The sequence below is a fragment of the Campylobacter sp. GTC17093 genome, from assembly GCF_055397635.1.
Map to the genome: position 1 here is coordinate 740,950 of NZ_AP038832.1, position 20,288 is coordinate 761,237.

A 20,288-nucleotide genomic window follows, 5' to 3' on the forward strand; every position below is an offset into this window, starting at 1 on the left:
AAATTTCATGAAATATCACAATAGCCTTATTAAGAAAAACTAACTATAAAATTAATTTACAACTAAGCTTTTAAAATATTTTTCAATAAAATAATGTTAATATTCTTAAAAATAATAATAATTTATAAATATAAGCATATTTTCAGAAATTTCATCAAATGGCTTTAAATTTATAAATTATGACCGGCTTTATGTAGGTTTCTACATTAAATTATGTTTTCTTATATAAATTTTTAGGAGAATTTAGATGAAAGAAAATTTCACAAGAAGGGAATTTTTGCAAACAGCCTGTATAGGCGTAAGTGCGCTTAGTCTTGTAAGTGTTCCTACAAATGTTTTAGGAGCTAATGCGGAGCAAAAAAATAGCTCACTTCCATCTTGCGATGTTATTGTTGTGGGTTCCGGCGCTTCAGGATTAAGGGCGGCAGTTGCTGCTAAGGCGCAAAATCCAAATTTAAGTGTTATTGTTGTTACAAAATCGATGCCATCAAGAAATGCAACTTCTATGGCAGAAGGTGGAATAAATGGTGTTACTGATACAAGTGATGGTGATTCTTATGAACTTCATACTTTTGATACTATAAAAGGTGGTGCGTATCTAGTAGATCAAGATAGTGCAATGAAATTTTGCGAATTAGCTGGAAAAGCTATACATGAGCTTGATTATCTTGGAATGCCGTTTTCAAGAGGAAAAGATGGTAAAGTTACTAGAAGAATGATGGGTGGCGCATCTAAAAAAAGATGTAACTATTCAGCCGATAAAACCGGCCATATAGTTATGCATACATGTTTAGATGATGCGATAACAAATGGTGTTAAGTTTTTGATGGATCAAGAGCTTTTAGATATTGCTACAAAAGATGGAAAAGCTGAGGGTGTAGTTCTTAGAGATATAAGAACTGGAGATATTACGCCTATACTTGCAAAATCAATAGTTATAGCAACTGGTGGTTATGCTCGTATATTTTGGAATAGAACTTCAAACCCATACTCAACAACAGGCGATGGTGTTGCAGCAGCTCTAAGAGCTGGAATTGCATTTAAAGATGCAGAAATGGTACAGTTTCACCCAACTGGTGTTGTGCATGGCGGAACACTCATAACAGAAGCGGCTCGTGGCGAGGGTGGATACCTTATCAACAACAAAGGTGAGCGCTTCATGGCAAATTATGCAAAAGAAAAGATGGAGCTAGCTGCTCGTGATATAGTTGCTCGTGCTATAGAAACAGAGATTAGAGAAGGAAGAGGTTATGGAGAGGGTATAGAAGCCCATGTTTTACTAGACGTGAGACATCTTGGAAAAGATAAAATCATTAAAAAACTTCCTCAGATAAGACATACTGGACTTTTATTTGAAGATCTAGATCTTACAGATAGTCCTATAGGCATAAGACCAACTGCTCATTACTCTATGGGCGGTGTTGATGTTAAAAGTTTAGATGATATGGCTACAACTATCTCTGGAGTATTTTCAGCAGGTGAAGCATCTTGCGTATCAATTCATGGTGCAAACAGACTTGGTGGAAACTCTTTAGCTGACGCTGTTGTAACTGGCAAACTTTCAGGAGTTGGTGCAGCGAAATACGCAAGTGAAGCTAAATTTGCAGATAGTGGATTGCTTGCAGAAATAGCTAAAAAATGGCGTGAAAAAATAAAAAGCGTTGCAAATGGCGAGGGTTCTCCAAATGAGCTATATGACATAAGAGAAGAACTTGGCAAACAAAACTGGAATAATATGGGAATTTATAGAACAGGCGATAAACTTGAGAGCTTATATAATAAAATTGATGAGCTTCAAAAAAGATATGATGCCATTCACATCCAAAACACAAATCCAGTTTATAATACAGCTATAACCGATTATATCGAGATTGGAAACTTACTTTTGCTCTCTCGCGCTGTATGTTTTGCAGCGATAAATCGTAAAGAATCTCGTGGAGCTCATACAAGGGAGGATTATCCAAAAAGAGATGATGTAAATTTTTTAAAACATAGCCTTGTGACACTTGAAAATGGCGAGATGAAACTAGCATGGAGAGATGTTAGTATAACTAAATTTCCAATCAAAGAAGGAAAATAACTATGAAGATAATAATAGATCGTTTTGATGGGAAAAAATCTTATACCCAAACTTATGAATTAACTAGTGATGAGATAGCTGGTAAAACGCTACTTTCTGTTTTTATACACATAAAAGAGACAAAAGATATCACTTTAAATTTCACTGCTGCTTGTAGAGCTGCGATATGTGGTGCCTGTGGTGTTAGGGTAAACGGACATGCTGTGCTAGCCTGTGATACAAAGATGAAAGATTTGCTAGAGACATATGATAATCCCGATACTTTACATATCTCACCTCTTGCAAATTTCAAAGTTATAAGTGATTTGGTTGTTGATTGGGAGCCATCAATAGAAAATTTAAGAAAGATAAAACCAACTATCACACCAAAAGATGAGTTTTCTAAGGAAAAAGGCTGTATCCAAAGTGAAGAAGATAGCGAAAAAGTGCTAAAACAATGGGATTGTATTTTGTGCGGATGTTGTGCATCTGAGTGTAATAAACTAAGCGCAGATAGAAGTGATTATATGGAGCCATTTGTATTTACACACGCTTGGCGTGCGGCAAATGACTCAAGAAGCAAAGATCCTATGATACATGTAAAACCTTCTGTAAGTGGTGGCTTGTGGAACTGTGTGCATTGTCAAGAGTGTGCAGATCGCTGTCCAAAAGGTATAAGCTCAGCTGATGATATTTCACATCTTAGTGTAATGGCGCTAAACAAAGGTCTAAATTCAGGCGAAGGACCAGCTCACGCAAAAGCATTTTACACTGACCTTGTAGAAGGAAGTGGTAGATTAAACGAGATATATCTTGGACTTAGAACAGAAGGAGTTGGCTCTGTTGCAAGAATTGGCATGGCGGTAAATCTAATACGTGCAGGTAAAATGAATCCAATGGCTATATTTGGTGAAGATAAGATAAAAGGTCATGAGGATTTGCAAAAAATGATAAAAGCAGCAAAAGCTGCAAGCAAGGAGTAAAATATGGAATTTGCATTTTTCCCTGGATGTGTGCTTTCTCAAGCCGCAAAAGAATCAAAAATGTCAATAGAAGCAATAGCACCAGTTTTGGGTATAAAACTTAATGAGATAGAAGGTTGGAGCTGTTGTGGTGCTTCTCAAGCACAAAATGTTGATCCAAAAGCTACTCTTGTTGCAAATGCTAGGAATTTAGCTCTTGCTGAAAAGATGAATATGCCACTTTTAACAACTTGTAGTACCTGTTTTTTAGTACTAAATAGAGCAAAACAAATGCTTGATGGTGGTAAAAAAGAAGAAATAAACAAATACTTAGGGACTGGAAATATGAGCTATCAAGGTACAAGCGAAGTTACAAGCTTGCTTTGGGTACTTGCTGAAAATTTGGATTTGTTAAAATCAAAAGTAGTTAAACCTCTTTCAAATTTAAAAGTAGCACTATTTTATGGATGTCATAGTCTAAGACCAGAAAAAATTCTTGGTAAAGAAAGCTCAGTAAATCCAAAAAGCTTTGAAGCTGTTGCGGCTGCACTTGGTGCAACTGTAGTGCCATTTGAAAAAAGGCTTGATTGCTGTGGTTTCCATGCTTGTTATCCAGCTGAAAATTCAGTTAAGAAAATGACAAGCGGAATTGTAAACAATGCTGATTCAAATAAGGCTGACTGTATTGTTACGCCTTGTCCGCTTTGTCAAATGCAACTTGATATTTTTCAAGATGGTGCGCAAGAATTTACAAACTCTAAAGCTAGAGTTCCGGTAATACATCTTTCACAGCTTGTTGGACTAGCTCTTGGACTTTCAAAAGAAAAATTAGGCCTACAACATAACATCATAGATGCTATGAAATTAGCTTAAGCTAAAATTTCGCAATGGTAGTTTTGCCATTGCGAAACTACTTCTAAATTTCTTTTAAAATTTTCTCCACAATTTCTCTTGGATTTTTTGCTTCATAAATCGGTCTGCCAACAACGATAAAATCACTTTTCATCTCTTTTGCGGTTTGGAGGTTTGCTACTCTTTGTTGATCCCCACTATATTCGCCAAAAGGGCGAATTCCTGGTGTTAAAGTTATGAATTTATTATCTGTATTTTCTTTTATGATTTTGCTTTCAAAAACTGAACTTACCATTCCATCAAGTCCAGCTTTTTGTGCAGTTTTTGAAAATTTGATAACGGAGTTTTGTATGTTGTCGTTATAAATTTCGCTAAATTCACTCTCGCTAAAGCTAGTTAGTGCAGAAACAGCTAAAACAAGTGGGCGAGCTTTAAGATGTGATAGCCTTTCCATAACTGTTTCCATAGCTCTCAAACCAGCACTTGCATGAAGATTTATCATATCCGCACCGCTTTTTGCTATCACTTCAGCGGCATCAGCCATGGTGTTTGGTATGTCATAAAGTTTTAGGTCTAAAAAAATCTTAAAATCACTAATGTTTTTTATCTCATCTATGATTTTAATACCGTCTCTTAGATAACTCCTAAGTCCAACTTTTAGCCAAATATCAAGTTCTTTTAACTCCTTTGTTAAAAATATATTATCCTCAAGTCGCTCCATATCAAGAGCAATGCAAAGTTTCATTTTTTTCCTTTGTTAAATTTAATTTTGTAACGCAAAATATAATTATAATAGTAGCTATAATGTAGTAAAATCTTAAATTTTCATCTAAAAATAAAACTCCAACAAATAAAGCAACTATAGTTGAAAGATTAGCAAAAATGCCTATTTTGAAAGCTTGTATGTATCTAAGTGAATAGGCGAACAAAATTATTGTCATAAAATTTGTAAAAATTGATAGAAAAAGGTTACTAAATACAAACTCTAAATTTAAAATAAGATGGAAAAATGAAGATATGTTCTTTGTAAAAAGTATACCAAGTGGTAAAAATACTACAACACCTACAATACTTATCAAAAAAACTATCTTAGTTGGTTCAAATTTAGACCCATAGCTTTTTAGAAGTACTACATAAGCGCTATTTGAGAGTGCAGATATTAGTATCAAAGTTATACCCAAGGGACTAAATTTGAAATTTCCATCACTTTTTAAAAAGTCTAGAATTAAAACACAAACTATGGTTATTACACTTATCAATATTAGTAATTTTTGCGATATTGTAGTTTTTTCATTTAAGAATATTTCAGAAAAAACAAGAGTAAAAATAGGCGTTAAAGACATTATCACACTAGCTTCTACTGATGATATATTTTCAAGTCCAAATGCTTGAAAAGCAAAAAACATACATGGATATAAAATAGCAATAGGTAAAATTTGTACAATATCTTTTAATGCGATGCTAAAATTTATAATTTTTAATATTCTTAGAATTATTACAAAACAAAAAGCAAAAAAAAATCTATATGCCAAACCTTCAAAAGGTGTGGCATGTCTTAAGGAGATTATGGTAAAAAAATAGCTTAATCCTATGGTTAAGTTTGCAAAAATTATACTTAAATACGGTAAAAAAAGCTTTTTAGGCATTTTTTATGGCATCTAAAACAGCGTTTACAAATTTTGGAGCCGAATCGCTTCCCATCTCTTTTGCAAGTTCTATTCCTTCATTTATGATAACAGCACTATCTGTATCGGTAAATAAAATTTCATAAGCTCCAAGTCTTAAAATAGCCCTTTCAATAATACCTATTTGAGAAATATCTCTTTCTTTTAAAAGCTCATCTAATTTCTCATCAATTTCATTTAAATGTTCGTTTATGCCTAAAAATAAGCTTTGAGTGAACTTTTTTTGATCATTTCTTATCTTTTTTTCTTTCAAAAACTCATCTGTAAATTCTTTCATCTCACTGCCCATTTCTTTAGCGTATAGCAGCGATATAACAGCTTGTCTAACTTGATGTCTTGTAGCCATTTTAAGCCTTAAAATTTTTATAAAGATTAATTAGTTCTATCACGCCAGTCATTGCTTCAAAGCCCTTATTTCCAGCTTTGCTTCCAGCTCTTTCTATGGCTTGTTCTATGGTGTCAGTTGTTAAAACGCCAAATGTTACTGGTTTGCCGTATTTTAAAGTGATGTTTGCTATACCTTTTGTTGTCTCAGCACTTACATAGTCAAAATGGGGAGTGGAGCCACGGATTACTGCACCAACGCAACAAACCCCATCAAATTTATCGTTTTGAAGAATTTTATCAAGAATCATTGGTATTTCAAATGCACCTGGAACTAAGATAAGACTTAAGTTTTCTTCTTTTCCGCCATGTCTTAAAAATGCATCTTTTGCACCTTCAACTAGTCTATCTGTTACTATGTGATTAAATCTTGAGTTTATGATAGCAACTTTTTCATTATCTCTTAGATGCAAATCCCCTTCTATAATTTTCATTTTTTCTCCTTAAATAATTTTAAGCATTATAGCACTAAATATTATTATAGCTATAAAAAATAGTTTTTTGGCATCCATTGTTTCACCTCTAAACATCACTCCAACTAAAACCGCCCCAAGCACTCCAACGGCAGTCCAAATAGAGTATGCAACGCTCATTGGTATGCTTTTCATAGCATAACGCAAAAGAAGCATAGAACTTCCAAAGGATAGCATTATCATTATCGCATTAAAAAGTTTATTTGAAATTCCATTTACTTCTACAAATTTAACATTAAAATATACGCTTGGCATTTCTAAAATTCCTGCTAAAATAAGTATCAAATAACTCAATCTAGCACCTTTTTAGTCCTAAAATTCCAAAAACTAATGTAAATATAAAAAACACTCTTAAAATTTCTACATTTCTACCATTTGCAATCTCAGTTGCTATTTCTGCACACATTACAAAAACTGTACCAAGCCCTATATAAAGCGTATAAGCAACGCTTGGTGAGAGAAATTTAAAAGAGAATGCAAAAGTAAAAAAGCTAATAGTTAAAATTAGAGCAGTTATGAGATATTCTAAATTTGAGTTAGCGTATTTTAGCCCATAAACCCAACCACACTCTAAAACAGCTCCAAATATAACTAACGCAAAACCCTTGTTTGCGATCATTTTAAAATTTCTTGTATTTTTAGGGTATCATTTACAACTTTTTCAAGCTCTTTTAAATTTAGCATATTTGGACCGTCGCAAAGTGCTTCACACGGATTTATATGCGTTTCATAAAAAAACCCATCTACACCAACGCTTGCAGCTGCTCTTGCGAGATAAGGTACAAATTTAGCATCTCCTCCGCTTTTTCCATCAAGACCTCCTGGCATTTGAACACTGTGAGTTGCATCAAATATCACAGGAGCGAACTTTCTCATTATAACCAAGCTTCTCATATCAACTACTAAATTTCCGTATCCAAAAGTGCTTCCTCTTTCTGTTAAATAAACACCATTTTTCTTTGCCACTTCAAAACCTTCGCCACTTTCGCCTCTTGTTTCAAGAACTTTTTTAACGCTATGTTTCATCTGATCTGGTGCTAAAAACTGCCCTTTTTTGATATTTACTATACTTTTTGTTTTGGCAGCAGCAACTAACAGATCAGTTTGGCGACATAAAAATGCAGGGATTTGAAGGATATCAGCAACTTTACTGACAGGCTCAGCTTGGTAGCTTTCATGTATGTCTGTTAGAATTTTGTATCCAAATTTCTCTTTTACTTCAGCTAAAATCTCGCATCCTTTTTGAAGTCCTGGTCCGCGAAATGAGCCTATGCTTGTGCGATTTGCTTTATCAAAGCTTGATTTGAAATAAAACTCTATTCTATCATCATTTGCAAAACCCTCTAATCTTTTTGCTACTTCAAAAACTAACTCTTTGCTTTCTATTACACAAGGTCCAGCTATTAAAATCATATATTCTCCTATTTTTGTGTAGCTACTATCACACCGCTAATGATAACAACTATTATACCAAAAAATGCCATTAAATTTGGCAAGCTATCACCCATGATAAACCCTATTAACATGGAAAAAATAACATCGCAGTATCCAATTGCAGCCACAGTTCCTGCATGCCTTGAAGCTGCATATGCTTTTGTCATATATGTTTGAAAAAGTAAGCCCCCAATTCCCATTAAAATGATAAAAAACCACATACTTGGCGTTGGCATTATAAATTTGGCAAACATAAAGTTAAAAAATGGTGGAGTTTGTATAAATTCAGCTATTGTCATAAAAACTATTGGTATGATTGTTCCAGATAGCATAAATGATAAAACTATAGTTCTTGTATCATAATATTTTCTTAGCTCATGCACGCTAAGATATGCCATGGCAGCTAAAAGTCCATTTATAAGACCCATAGCATGTCCTATTTTAAAGCCTAAATTTGGTTGCATTATCAGTAAAATTCCTATGAAACCAAAAATTATTCCAAACCAAGATAAAAAACTTATTTTTTCTTTGAAAAATATTACACCAAAAAGTGCTAAAAACATAGGAGCCATTTTGGTAAATGTAAATGCTTCGGCAAGTCCTATGTGAGCGATATTGTGAAAAAATGCAAGCATAGAAATGGTGCCTAAAAAGCCTCTTAAAAATAGTAAAAAAAGTTTACCATTTTTGTTGTGAGTGCCATATTTGTAGATAGTTGCAAGTACTATAGCAAGCCCTACAATATTTCTAAAAAAAGAAACTTCAACAGAACTCATGGATGAACTTAAAAGTTTGGCAAAAGCTCCTGTTATGGCAAAAAAAGCTGATGCTAAAACCATGTAATATGCACCAAGGTTTCGCATCAAAAAGCGGTGTAGCATATCTTTCCTTTATAAAGCTGTTATTGTATTATAATCTTACTTAAGATTTATAAATTTAAGTAAATTTATGTATAATGTAGCTTTAGATTTAAGGATATTGAGTGCAAAAAGTTATACTAATAGGCAGACCAAATGTTGGCAAAAGTTCACTTTTTAACCGCTTAGCAGCCAAAAGGATTGCCATAACTAGTGATATTAGTGGAACTACTAGAGATACAAATAAAACAGAGATTGAAATTTTTGATAAAAATTGTATCTTGATAGACTCAGGCGGACTTGATGATAGTAGTGAACTTTTTAAGAATGTTGCTAAAAAAACGCTAGATGAGGCTAAAAATGCTGATATTATTGTCTTCATGGTCGATGGTAAACTTATGCCACAAGATGAAGATAAAATGCTTTTTTATTCACTTTGTAAACTAAATAAACCCATAACTTTGGTTGTAAATAAAGTTGATAGTAAAAAAGATGAAGAGCGCGGATGGGAATTTGACTCTTTTGGATGTGCGGATACATTTTGTATATCAGTTAGCCATAATGCTGGTGTTGATGAGCTAAAAGAATGGATTTATAAACTTTTGCCTAAAGCAAAAAAAGCAGATAATGAAGAGAGTTTTGATGACTTTTTGGAGAATTATTGCACAGATGAAGGTGAAATTTTAACTGAGAAAAATGAAGATTATGACAGTAAAAATATAAAAGTTGGTATAATAGGACGCGTAAATGTAGGTAAAAGCAGCTTACTAAATGCTCTTGTAAAAGATTCCCGTAGTGTTGTAAGCTCAGTTGCAGGAACCACGATAGATCCAGTAAATGAAATATATGTTTACAATGACAGAGTTTTTGAGTTTGTAGATACTGCTGGTATTAGAAAGCGTGGAAAAATAGAAGGTATTGAGAGATTTGCGCTAAATAGAACTGAGAAAATACTAGAAAATACCGATATTGCTCTTTTGGTTCTTGATAGTTCTGATCCATTAAGCGAGCTTGATGAGAGAATAGCAGGAATTGCAGCTAAATTTGAACTTGGTATCATTATAATATTAAATAAATGGGAAAATAAAACCGAAAAAGAATTTGATGAGTTAAGCGCACTTATAAGAGATAAATTTAAGTTTTTAAGCTATGCTCCAATCATAAGCGTATCTGCACTCGGAGGAAAAAGAGTTCATAAAATATATGATTTAATACTAGATATTTATAAAAACTTTACGCAAAAACTCCAAACCTCGAAATTAAATGATGTTATTGCAAATGCGATAAAAGAACACCCGATTCCAAGGGAAAAAGGTAAAGTTGTAAAAATTTACTACGCAGCACAGTTTGGATATGCTCCTCCAAAAATTGCTCTTATTATGAATCGACCAAAATCTTTGCATTTTAGCTATAAAAGATATATCGTAAATAAACTAAGAGAAAGTTACAATTTGGCAGGAGTTCCTGTAGTTTTAATACCAAAGAATAAAAACAAAGATGAAGAAGAAAAATAATATAATATTAATCGGTTTTATGGGTGTTGGTAAAGGAACTGTTGCAAGAGCACTATATCAAGAAACTGGGCTTTTTGCTATTGATTGTGACGATATGATAGAAAGTCTAGCCAATATGAAGATACGAGAAATCTTTGAACAATTTGGAGAAGAGTACTTTAGAAAGCTCGAAATTGATTTAGCTAATTTTTTACTAGCAAGTGTAGATAATGCTATTATTTCTACAGGAGGCGGGTTTTATAAGGCTCAAAATTTAAATGAAATTGGTACCATAATATATCTAAAAGCTGAGTTTGATTATATTATAAAACGTATTGAAAATAGTGAAAATTCAAGTATTAAATTTAAAAAAAGACCACTTCTACAAGATTTACAAAGTGCAAAAAATCTACATAATCAAAGAGATCCATTGTATGAAAGCAAGGCCGATTTTGTAGTAAATGTGGAGAATAAAACACCAAAAGAGATAGCAAAAGAGATAAAAACATTGATAAAGGATAAATTTTGAGAACATTTACAGGACTTCAACCATCTGGAAAATTACATTTAGGAAATTATTTCGCATCTATAAAACCGATGGTTGATAGGCAAAACAACAGCGACGATGAAATGTTTATGTTTATAGCAAACTACCATGCAATGACAAGTGTAAGCGATGGAGAGAAGCTAAAAAATAGCACTTTTGAAGCAGCTTGCGCTTTTCTAGCCCTTGGAATTGATCCAGAAAAAAGCACATTTTGGGTTCAAAGCGATGTTAAAGATGTTTTAGAGCTTTATTGGGTTATTAGTCAGTATACACCAATGGGACTTTTAGAACGTGCTCATGCATATAAGGATAAAATAGCAAAAGGTTTTGATGCACATCATGGTCTTTTTAGTTATCCAGTTTTAATGGCTGCTGATATTTTATTATATAGCTCAAATTTTGTTCCAGTTGGCAAAGACCAAATTCAACATGTGGAAATTGCGCGTGATATAGCACTTAAATTTAATAATATTCATGGTGAAATTTTTACTATGCCAGAAGCTAAAGTAGATGAAAATGTTGCAACAGTTCTTGGTACTGATGGTGCAAAAATGAGTAAAAGCTACGGAAATACTATAGATATATTTGTTGATGATAAGACTTTAAAAAAACAGATAAGTTCTATTGTGACAGATAGTACAGCTCTTGAAGATCCAAAAGAGTGGAAAAACTGCAATGTTTATAATATAGCAAAACTATTTTTAGATGAAAACGGGCAAAAAGAACTTCAAACAAGATACGAAAAAGGTGGCGAAGGATACGGCCATTTTAAAATGTATTTAAATGAAATTGTTCTTGAGTATTTTAAAGAAGCAAGAGAAAAATATGAATATTTTATAACTCATCCAGATGAAGTTTATTATCTTTTGAGTATAGGTTCTGATAAAGCAAAAGAAGTAGCAGGAGAGATGATGGAAAAAGTAAGAAAATGTGCTGGAATTCCTCATTAATTTTTATTTAGTCTTGACTTTTAGTGTAAAATGCACTAAAATCTAAGACTACTTTTTGGGGGCGTAGCTCAGCTGGGAGAGCGCTTGAATGGCATTCAAGAGGTCGGCAGTTCGATCCTGCTCGTCTCCACCATATAAAACTTAATTAATTATCTTTTCTTTTCATTACATATCCAATACCAGAAATGTTTTCTATAATATTATTATCTGTTTTTAGTCTAATCTTTTTTACAACCATACGAAGTGCTTCACTGCTCATAGATTTTTCATTCCATACAAAATTTTCTATAACCTCATAGCTTACTATTTTATCTATGTTACTAACAAGTAAGAAAAATAGTTTTGCTTCTATTTTTGTAAAATTTACTTGCTTATTATCTTTAAAAAGTGCTTTGTTTTGCAAGTCGTATCTGTATGTTTCTCCTAAATAAATTTGATTTTCATATATATTTTTTGTAGCCATCAATATGGTTGTTTGAAGCTCTTCTATCTTAAATGGTTTTCTTAAATAATTATATGCACCAAGCTCTATAGAAGCTAGTATGTTTTCGCTTGTATCGTATGAAGTGATGATTATACAAATTGCATGTGGGGCTCTTTTTTTTATCTCTTCTATCATCTCAAGACCGTTTAGTTTTGGTAAATTTATATCAGTTATAACGATATCATATCCGCCTTTGAAGTATTCTTCAAAGCCTTCTAAGCCATCTTTTGCTACTTTGATATTTTTACAATAAAACTCAAGGGATTGTTTGATTGCTATTCGCGTATTTTCGTCATCTTCTACAAGCAAAACAGAGATATTTTTTAGTTTTGTAAGGATACTTTCATCTATCATTTTCAACCTTTTTTGCTATTTTTAGTATAAAAATCGTCGGATTTTTTAAATTTACAATACTTAAATCGCCTTTGCATTTTTGCATAGCGATAAGTTTTGATATATGAAGACCTAGGCCACTGCCAGCCTTTGTACTTACAAAAGGAGTAAAAATTTTATCTTTTAGACTCTTTTTTATACCATTTCCATTATCTATAATGCGTATTTCAAAGTGTTTATCATTTTGGTTTATAGATATAACTATTTTTGCGTGTTTGTTGTTTTTACTATCTTGCAATGCTTGTTTTGAGTTTTGAATCAAGCAAGCAATTATTTGCTTAAATTCGTTGATGTAGTTTTTACACTCAGTATTTACACCCTGTTTTACAATTACTTTGATATCAAGTTTATTTTTTTGTGCAAATAGTATAAATATAGTATCATTTATCGCTTCTTTTATATCAAAAACTTGCGGTTTTGTTTCTAGTCGGTAGAAGTTTTTAAATATATCCATGGTTTTAGCCATATAATCTATAATTCCTAAAGATCTATGTATGTTGTCATAAAATATTTCCTCACTTAATTTACCGTGTTTTTTAAACTGTATAAGGTTTCCAAGAAATATACCAAGAGAATTTAATGGCTGTATCCACTGGTGAGATATAGTTGCTATCATCTCTCCAAGTTCCGCCATTTTTGTTTGTTGAAATAGTATTCTTTCATTTTCTTGATCTTTTTGATTGTAAAAATACATAAGCAGTAAAAAGGAAAAAATACTTATGGTATATATAGCGAAATTTATTATAAATTGCTTGTTTATCTTGGTATAAATATTTTTTTTAAAAGTTTTTGCTACCAAAATAAGTTTGGAGTTTTCAAGCGGTTTAAATATAATTATTTCATCATCTGTTTCATAGTTTTGTTTATTATATATATCTAAATTTGGGATATTAAATTTGGCTTTAGTTTGTTCTAACTTGTCGTCTGAATGTAGCAAAATATTGTGATTTTCATCCATTAAAAATATAAAACCATTTTCAAGTCTTAGGTCTAAAATTTCATTTTTTATGTCATTAAAAGATAGTATTCCACAAAGCACACCCTTTAGTATATTATCTTGTTTTATACTTTGACATATAGATATAACAGATGTTTTTAAGCCTACATCTAAGTATGGCTTTGTTATATAAATTTTATCTTGTTTTATTGTGTTTTTATACCAAGGACGAGATGTTGGAGTATAGTTTTTAGGGCGGTTAAATTTTCTACTTGAAATTGTTATATTGCTTTCATAGCCTGCATATACGCTTGCAAAATTTGCAATTATTTGGCTTTGTTCAAATATATCTTTTATTATTTTTTCGTGAGTTTGAGGGTTAAATTTATAAATTAGAGAGTTTATACCCTCAAGGCTTGATTTTTTATTTTCTAGCCATTTTTCTATGCGGCTACCGCTACTTTTTAAGATCCACAATCGCTCGTTTATTAAAATTTCTTTTGCAAATGAGCGATTGAGTATGTAGTGACCTATCATTAGGGACAAAAATATGAGTGAAAATATCAAAAAAAGATTATTTTTATAAAATTTTTCACTCATTTTTAATCTCTATTTCTTATCCTCATCCTCCCAGTTGCCAACAGGTGGATTTTTAATTTCATATAGTATTTTACCTAAATTTTTATGACCAACTGTTTTATGGCAACTTACGCAACTTATATTTTGAGTATTTTTAAATTCACTATATTTTGCATGCATGTCATTTATATTTTGGTTAGTTGAGTTTATATCTAAAATATTTTCATGACAGCTTAAACAGCCACTATCATATACAAATTTTTCTCTATTTTTACGGTTTGCTTCCCAGTCCATCTTATGTGCATCATTAAATATCATATGTGTTATTTCTCTTACACCATTTATAGATTTTTGAAACACATATCCTATATAAGTATCGTGTGGTAAGTGGCAATCAACACATCTTGCTTTTAGCCCATGCTTATTTGTTCCTCCATGTTTATCCTGAGAATATGTTTTTACCATTGGGTCCATCCATTCATGACAGCTTGAACAAAATTTATCATCACTTGTTGCATGTATTAGTGAATTACCACCGAAAAATACCACAAAGGCAAATACTGCAAGCATAAGTATTAGTTTTAACTTTTTCATCATATCTCCTTATGGTACTAATAGTTTTTTCATCGTATCTTGCGAATGACACATTACGCAGTAATTTTTTGATGGTTTGTGCGACTTATGACAGATATTGCAGTCTGAATTTGGATAGTGTGGACTTGCGTGAACATTATCATCATATCCTAGATGTCCACTTCTTTCTGCTAAATATTTATAGCTTTTGTGACAGCTTAAGCACTCGCTTGTGGTAAGTGGTTTATAGTCTTTTGGATCATCTTCTTTATGACAGTTTTTGCAGTCAAAATTTAGCTTTTCATGATGAGCTTTTATCGGATAGTTTTCTTTTGTAAATTTATTAGTATCCGCAAAAGAATATGTTCCAAAACCGATACAAATAAGTAAAATAAATTTTATTATTTTTAGCATTTTTTATCCTTTTTTGCTAAATTTGCAGCATTTTTGCCAGCAATCCTTCCAAATACTAAACAATCAGGTATCGCACAACTTCCAAGTCTGCTTGCACCATGTGGTCCACCAACAGCTTCACCAGCGGCGAATAAACCAACTATAGGCTTGTCATACTTGCCATAAACTCTGGCCTCTGTGTCTATTTTTACACCACCCATTGTGTGGTGAACTTTTGGAAGGGCCTTCCATGCGTAAAATGGTGGTTTTGTAAGATCTGGAATGATATCTTTAAATTTAAAGAATGGTTTACCAAATTCTTCATCTTTGCCATGTTTAGCATATCTTGTGTAATCATCGATAGTTTTTTTAAGTCCATCATAAGGTATATTATAATATTGTGCTAATTCTTCAATGGTATCAAATACCTTTATGACACCTTTGTGAATGCCGCGATACACATTTGCTTTTGTTGTACCTTGTGCGCCTACGCTATCACATATTACAACTGGGTGAGTTATGCTGCCATCTGCATTTTTGTGGATTTTTAAAATCGCGTCTGAACGAATTTTACGGTCAGCTAGCTCGTTTACAAATCTTTTTCCAGTTCTTGCATCAACCATTACGCCATAGCTAAATGCAGGTATGGCAAATACAGGAGCTATGCCAAAGCCTTTTTCATCTGGGCTTCCCCATGGTCCAAGTTGTATCCAGTTAAGATCTACTGTTTGTACACCATGTTTCATCATCGTTTTTAGTGCGTAAGCAGTTGCGCCGTAGTGGTTTGTACAGTCTAGGTCAGCTGTTAGTTTTGGATCAATTGTTTGTCTAAATTTAATATCATAGGCAAATCCACCGCTTGCCATTACAATGCCACCATTTACTTTATAATATTTAACAACGCCACTTTTATTCTCATCTTCGCTAATATTTGTATCAAAGTTAAAATCGTAGTTTTCGCGAACTTTAGCACCTATTACTTTGCCACTATCATCAAAAACAAAGTCATCTAGTATAACTCTTGTGCGAATAATAGCACCATGTTTCATTGCGTATTCTTGAAGTGGTATAGTTATTTTTCCACCCGAGTTTATTTCTGGCCAAATAGTGCGAGGGACAGAGTGTCCGCCAAACTGACCAAGGGCATTTCTATAATACACTCCTTTGTCTAGCGTAAACTGATATGCAGAAGCACCACCTTTTGCTATAACCTCAACTAAATCTATTCTGTTTAAGCCAAGACCAGCTTTTAATATATCTTTTATATAAAGCTCATACGAGTCTTTTATGCCACGATCTTTTTGAAAACTAGAGTTTACAACAGCAAAAGCACCACCATTAATGGCCGAGTTTCCTCCAAGAACTGGCATTTTATCTATCATTAGCGTTTTTGCGCCTTCATCTAGTGATTGACATGTTGCAGCAGATCCTGCAAAACCTGAGCCAACCACAAGCACATCCCACTCTTCATCCCACTTTATGTCTGCATTTTTTATATCAGCTGTAGCAAAACTAGGCATAGCGGCTGTAGCAGTTAGCAAAGAAAGAGTGCTTAAAAATTCTCTTCTACTTTTCATAAATTCACCTTTTTTGTTTTTTAATAAGCCACAAAAGTGGACTAGGGTTTAAAAACTATATGTTAAATCAGCACCAACTTGGGTTAGATTTTGATATCCTACATGAACTTTAAATAGATCATATATCAAGAAAGATTTTAAACTTTCTATGATATGGTTTTCTTTGTAAGACTTATTGCTAGTATCGGCTTTATATTTCATTGTACCGTAAATAGCTGTTAACCCAAGTTTTTCTATCTGTATTGAAAACATTTCATATATAGTTTTAACATCTTTCATTTTTATTGCCTTATTTATATGTTTTTAGAAATTTGGCTGAGTTTTTGAAATCATCAGTATATGGTCTATCAACATCTACAAATTTTATGATTTTTCTATATTCATCATATAGTTTTTGTGTAGTTTTTGATAGTTTTAAATTTGGATTTTTAGCTTTTCTAAGATCTATTGCTTGAGCTGCGTGCATAAGTTCCATGCCAAGTATATGGTAATAATTATCAAGTTGCTTTTGTAATTTTATTATAACCATAGGAGCATTTGTGGCAATATCTTCTATCTCTCCAGCTACTGGCGAATAATTAAGTGAGATTGGGTTTGCTAGGAAATCATTTTCTCCAGCAAGTGCAACAAATGGTTTTTGCATAGCGCCAAAAGCATGAACTGTCTTGTCTGTGCCTAAAAATCTACTTAAATGTGTAAAGCCATCATTAGAAAGCTTGATAGTACGATGTGCTGATGCTTTTGAGTTGTGAGCTAAAACGATAGATGCTTTTTCAAACTCGATAATCCAAAGTAGCGGTTCAAAATTTGATGTTGGTACTACAGCGCCATTTTTTGTAAATAGTTTTTTCTCTTGAAATTTATCAGTTTCTGAGCTTTTTTCTAAAGAAATTCCAGGATTATCATCAGATGAGTTAAGCTGAATCTTCATTAAATTTTCAAGTGTATTGATAGAGCCTTTCATTGCTGCAAAAAAATACGAAGCACCACGGTAACTTAGTGGATCTTGCAATGCTCTTTCATCATCTTTATCCCAAAGATAGCTATCTTTTAAAATTTCTCTTAACTCTTTTGTAGTCTCTACAAAGTCAGGGAAAGGTCTTAAATTTGTAGCTTCTTTTGAAAATGGAGCTATATTTCCATTGAAAGCTTCAATGCTTAAAGCAAAAACCAGTTTTGAAATTTTAAGCGCTTGTTTCATATCTTCAAGTGCAAATGCACCAAGAGCTGCTGAGTATGCATTTGAACTCAAGATAGAAAGGCTATCTTTTCCAAATGGAGAAAGTTTTTTAAGCCCAGCTTTTTTAAGGGCTTCGCTAGCAGCTATCTTTTCGCCTTTATAATACACAAAACCCTCACCAAGCATAGCAAGACCAACATGACCAAGTATCGTGATATCAGCTTCTCCTATAGAACCAACGCTTGGCATAACAGGTATAATGTCTTGGTTTAAAAACTCTTTGTATAAATTTATTACTTCTTCTTGCACACCAGCGCCAGCAAAAAGCATATTGTTTAGTCTTGTTGCAAGTACAGCGCGAGCAGTTTGAAGTGGCATATCTTGCCCAACACCACCACAGTGTGCATGGATAAGACCAATGTTGAAGTCAGTTGATGCTTTGATAACTTCAGCATCTAAATTTCCCTTTGTATCAACAAATTTTTTGTCTTTATTTAGACCAACGCCAACTGTAAGACCATAAATTTTTTGTCCATCTTTAGCAGCATTTAGTAATACTTCATGTGCTTTTTTAACCTTATTGTAAGCTTTGTCTGAAATTTCAACTTTTGCCCCATTTGAAATTTCTACAATATCTTTTGATGAGATATTCTCGCCATTTAAGGTTATAGTTGAAGCACTAAGGCTCAAAGCCCACGCCATTATAATAGAAAAAGTTCTAATGTTAAACATTTTCCCTCCTAATAAAATAAAATTATCAAATATTAAAAAAATATAATTTCTAAAAAGTAATTTTTTATTAAAGTTACACTTTATATTTCATAAAATTAATATATCCATACAAAGACAAATTTTAAACTTTATATGCATAGTATTATTTTTATAAAATTTATGTTACAATGATAAAAATTTTTAAACAAGGAACATAATATGAAAAAAATATTATTTATCTTTTTATCATTTTTTATGCTAAATACCGCATCTTTAGCTAAAAATGATACCATTATCATCGGTGTAGAAAATGAAACACCAAGAATAAACCCACTTTTTGATGAGGATCACGATAGTGCATTAGATCTCATATTTTCAGGACTTACAACACATGATGAAAATATGCAAATAGTCCCAGATCTTGCAAAAAGCTGGGAAATAAGTGAAGATAGAAAAACTTATACATTTGAATTAAGAGATGATGCGTATTGGCACGATGGACAGAAGTTTAGTGCCGAAGATGTTGAATTTACTATAAAAACTGCGCTTGATAAAAAGCTTAGCTCTCCGGCAAAAGCCAACTACGAACCAATTGATAAAGTTGAGGTTTTAAGTCCAACTAAAATTAAAATTACTCTAAAAACACCATTTGAACCTCTTTTGTCAGCTCTTAGTATAGGAATGCTTCCTAAGCATCTTTTAGATGGCAAGGATTTAACCACCGATAATTACAACAAAGCTCCAATTGGTACAGGACCTTATAAGTTAACAGAGTGGAAAAGAGGCAAATATCTTAAATTTGAAGCTTTTGATAAATATTATGGCGGTGTTGCAAAAACAAAAAATATTTATATGAAATTTGTACCTGATTTTAATGTTGCTTCTATGCAATTACAAAAAGGTGAGTTAGATGTAGCGTTAAGTGAGCCAAATATGGCCATCAAACTAGCAAGTAATCCAAATTTAAAAATTTTAAAAGAAAATAGTGCAGATTATAGAGCTTTGATGTTTAATATGAAAAATGAACTTTTTAAAGATAAAAATATTCGTATTGCTTTAAGTTACGCTGTAAACAAAGACGGCATAGTAAAAAATGTTTTGCACGGTTATGGATCTGCTGCAAATAACCCTATCGAAAAAAGCTGGGCAAATGACAAAAACGTTCCTAAATTTAACTACGATCCGCAAAAAGCTGTGAAAATTTTGCAAGATAGTGGCTGGAGTAAAAACAAAAACGGATATTTTGAAAAAGATGGCAAAGAGCTCAAATTTGGCATCTATGCTTACAATACAGATCCTTTGCGCGTAAGCTTGGCAAACATTGTAGCAAGTGATTTTCAAAAAATAGGTGTAAATGCTACAGCTTATGCTAAACCGCAAGGTTCATTTGAGATAGGAAAAGTTGATACATTTATGATAGGTTGGGGCTCTCCGTTTGATCCTGATTTTCATACATATAGGATTTTTGGTGGATTTGCTGATAGCGCTATAGATCCAAATGGCTGGAACTACAGCCATTATCATGATAGCACTGTTGATGAAACGCTTTCTAAGGCTAGAAGTTTGGCAAAAATTGAAGATAGAAAAGTCTACTATAGTAAATTTTTAGAGGCAATTCATGAAAATCCGCCATTTATATTTATTTCGTATTTGGAGTTTCCACTAGTTTATAATGCTAAAATTTCAGGTATAAAACCACATGTCTTAGGTCATCACGGTGGCGGCTTTGCTTGGAATGTGAAAGATTGGATCAAAGAGTAGTATA

The 20,288-nt window shown here is 32.6% G+C and carries 22 protein-coding genes and 1 tRNA gene; 8 read left to right on the forward strand and 15 right to left on the reverse strand.

Annotated elements, in window-relative coordinates; translation table 11 throughout:
* The first annotated feature begins 247 nt into the window (after positions 1-247).
* The 3 genes from sdhA to sdhE are packed head-to-tail and all read left to right on the forward strand — an operon-like array spanning position 248 to position 3,894.
* Positions 248-2,080, forward strand: coding sequence for an 8-methylmenaquinol:fumarate reductase flavoprotein subunit (sdhA, locus tag ACZ5VL_RS03795; RefSeq protein WP_464200038.1), 1,833 nt, complete (start codon positions 248-250; stop codon positions 2,078-2,080).
* Between the two features lie 2 nt (positions 2,081-2,082).
* Entirely contained in the window at positions 2,083-3,042 is a 960-nt protein-coding gene (gene sdhB / locus ACZ5VL_RS03800) for an 8-methylmenaquinol:fumarate reductase iron-sulfur subunit (RefSeq protein ID WP_464200040.1), read from the forward strand.
* A 3-nt stretch (positions 3,043-3,045) separates the two neighbouring features.
* Positions 3,046-3,894, forward strand: a complete 849-nt coding sequence (gene sdhE / locus ACZ5VL_RS03805; protein ID WP_464200041.1) for an 8-methylmenaquinol:fumarate reductase membrane anchor subunit — start codon at positions 3,046-3,048, stop codon at positions 3,892-3,894.
* Between the two features lie 43 nt (positions 3,895-3,937).
* On the opposite strand, the gene pyrF is transcribed toward sdhE, so the two are convergent.
* Genes pyrF through ACZ5VL_RS03845 form a run of 8 tightly spaced genes read right to left on the reverse strand, consistent with a single transcriptional unit; the run spans position 3,938 to position 8,730 of the window.
* Positions 3,938-4,618 carry an orotidine-5'-phosphate decarboxylase gene (pyrF, locus tag ACZ5VL_RS03810; protein WP_464200043.1) on the reverse strand — a complete coding sequence of 227 codons (681 nt, stop codon included), beginning with the start codon at positions 4,616-4,618 and terminating at the stop codon, positions 3,938-3,940.
* The gene (locus tag ACZ5VL_RS03815) at positions 4,596-5,519 is read right to left on the reverse strand and encodes a DMT family transporter (RefSeq protein ID WP_464200045.1); all 924 of its coding nucleotides are present in this window, start codon (positions 5,517-5,519) and stop codon (positions 4,596-4,598) included. The genes pyrF and ACZ5VL_RS03815 overlap by 23 nt, the downstream gene beginning before the upstream one ends.
* On the reverse strand, positions 5,512-5,904 hold the full coding sequence (gene nusB, locus ACZ5VL_RS03820) for a transcription antitermination factor NusB (protein ID WP_464200046.1): 393 nt from the start codon (positions 5,902-5,904) through the stop codon (positions 5,512-5,514). Before nusB ends, ACZ5VL_RS03815 begins: the two co-directional genes overlap by 8 nt.
* Position 5,905: 1 nt before the next feature.
* Entirely contained in the window at positions 5,906-6,376 is a 471-nt protein-coding gene (ribH, locus tag ACZ5VL_RS03825) for a 6,7-dimethyl-8-ribityllumazine synthase (protein ID WP_464200047.1), read from the reverse strand.
* A 9-nt stretch (positions 6,377-6,385) separates the two neighbouring features.
* Positions 6,386-6,709, reverse strand: a complete 324-nt coding sequence (locus tag ACZ5VL_RS03830; RefSeq protein WP_464200048.1) for a DMT family transporter — start codon at positions 6,707-6,709, stop codon at positions 6,386-6,388.
* 1 nt (position 6,710) lies between these two features.
* Complete coding sequence (locus ACZ5VL_RS03835; protein ID WP_464200049.1) at positions 6,711-7,034, reverse strand: SMR family transporter; 324 nt, start codon at positions 7,032-7,034, stop codon at positions 6,711-6,713.
* A complete protein-coding gene (gene kdsA, locus ACZ5VL_RS03840) occupies positions 7,031-7,828 on the reverse strand; it encodes a 3-deoxy-8-phosphooctulonate synthase (RefSeq protein WP_464200050.1) in 798 nt (265 codons plus the stop codon). The genes ACZ5VL_RS03835 and kdsA overlap by 4 nt, the downstream gene beginning before the upstream one ends.
* An 8-nt stretch (positions 7,829-7,836) precedes the next feature.
* Complete coding sequence (locus ACZ5VL_RS03845) at positions 7,837-8,730, reverse strand: DMT family transporter (RefSeq protein ID WP_464200051.1); 894 nt, start codon at positions 8,728-8,730, stop codon at positions 7,837-7,839.
* A 101-nt stretch (positions 8,731-8,831) separates the two neighbouring features.
* Between ACZ5VL_RS03845 and der the strand changes: the two genes are divergently transcribed.
* The 4 genes from der (at position 8,832) to ACZ5VL_RS03865 (ending at position 11,829) form a co-directional block, all read left to right on the forward strand.
* Positions 8,832-10,220, forward strand: a complete 1,389-nt coding sequence (gene der / locus ACZ5VL_RS03850; protein ID WP_464200053.1) for a ribosome biogenesis GTPase Der — start codon at positions 8,832-8,834, stop codon at positions 10,218-10,220.
* Positions 10,204-10,728, forward strand: coding sequence for a shikimate kinase (locus tag ACZ5VL_RS03855; RefSeq protein WP_464200055.1), 525 nt, complete (start codon positions 10,204-10,206; stop codon positions 10,726-10,728). Before der ends, ACZ5VL_RS03855 begins: the two co-directional genes overlap by 17 nt.
* Complete coding sequence (gene trpS, locus ACZ5VL_RS03860; RefSeq protein WP_464200056.1) at positions 10,725-11,696, forward strand: tryptophan--tRNA ligase; 972 nt, start codon at positions 10,725-10,727, stop codon at positions 11,694-11,696. The genes ACZ5VL_RS03855 and trpS overlap by 4 nt, the downstream gene beginning before the upstream one ends.
* A 57-nt stretch (positions 11,697-11,753) precedes the next feature.
* Positions 11,754-11,829: transfer RNA gene (locus ACZ5VL_RS03865), tRNA-Ala, on the forward strand.
* 12 nt (positions 11,830-11,841) lie between these two features.
* Here the strand turns inward: ACZ5VL_RS03865 and ACZ5VL_RS03870 are convergent.
* Genes ACZ5VL_RS03870 through ACZ5VL_RS03900 form a run of 7 tightly spaced genes read right to left on the reverse strand, consistent with a single transcriptional unit; the run spans position 11,842 to position 18,544 of the window.
* Positions 11,842-12,534, reverse strand: a complete 693-nt coding sequence (locus ACZ5VL_RS03870; protein ID WP_464200057.1) for a response regulator transcription factor — start codon at positions 12,532-12,534, stop codon at positions 11,842-11,844.
* A complete protein-coding gene (locus ACZ5VL_RS03875; protein ID WP_464200058.1) occupies positions 12,524-14,110 on the reverse strand; it encodes a sensor histidine kinase in 1,587 nt (528 codons plus the stop codon). Before ACZ5VL_RS03875 ends, ACZ5VL_RS03870 begins: the two co-directional genes overlap by 11 nt.
* 9 nt (positions 14,111-14,119) lie before the next feature.
* Positions 14,120-14,683, reverse strand: coding sequence for a cytochrome c3 family protein (locus ACZ5VL_RS03880; protein ID WP_464200059.1), 564 nt, complete (start codon positions 14,681-14,683; stop codon positions 14,120-14,122).
* 9 nt (positions 14,684-14,692) lie between these two features.
* The gene (locus ACZ5VL_RS03885; protein WP_464200061.1) at positions 14,693-15,076 is read right to left on the reverse strand and encodes a cytochrome c3 family protein; all 384 of its coding nucleotides are present in this window, start codon (positions 15,074-15,076) and stop codon (positions 14,693-14,695) included.
* A complete protein-coding gene (locus tag ACZ5VL_RS03890) occupies positions 15,070-16,632 on the reverse strand; it encodes a flavocytochrome c (protein ID WP_464200062.1) in 1,563 nt (520 codons plus the stop codon). Before ACZ5VL_RS03890 ends, ACZ5VL_RS03885 begins: the two co-directional genes overlap by 7 nt.
* A 48-nt stretch (positions 16,633-16,680) precedes the next feature.
* A complete protein-coding gene (locus ACZ5VL_RS03895; RefSeq protein WP_464200063.1) occupies positions 16,681-16,911 on the reverse strand; it encodes a hypothetical protein in 231 nt (76 codons plus the stop codon).
* 10 nt (positions 16,912-16,921) lie between these two features.
* Positions 16,922-18,544 carry an HAL/PAL/TAL family ammonia-lyase gene (locus ACZ5VL_RS03900; protein ID WP_464200065.1) on the reverse strand — a complete coding sequence of 541 codons (1,623 nt, stop codon included), beginning with the start codon at positions 18,542-18,544 and terminating at the stop codon, positions 16,922-16,924.
* Between the two features lie 198 nt (positions 18,545-18,742).
* Here ACZ5VL_RS03900 and ACZ5VL_RS03905 point away from each other — a divergent pair, with 198 nt between their 5' ends.
* Positions 18,743-20,284: an ABC transporter substrate-binding protein gene (locus ACZ5VL_RS03905; RefSeq protein WP_464200067.1), complete on the forward strand. Its 1,542-nt coding sequence runs from the start codon at positions 18,743-18,745 to the stop codon at positions 20,282-20,284.
* Positions 20,285-20,288: the final 4 nt, after the last annotated feature.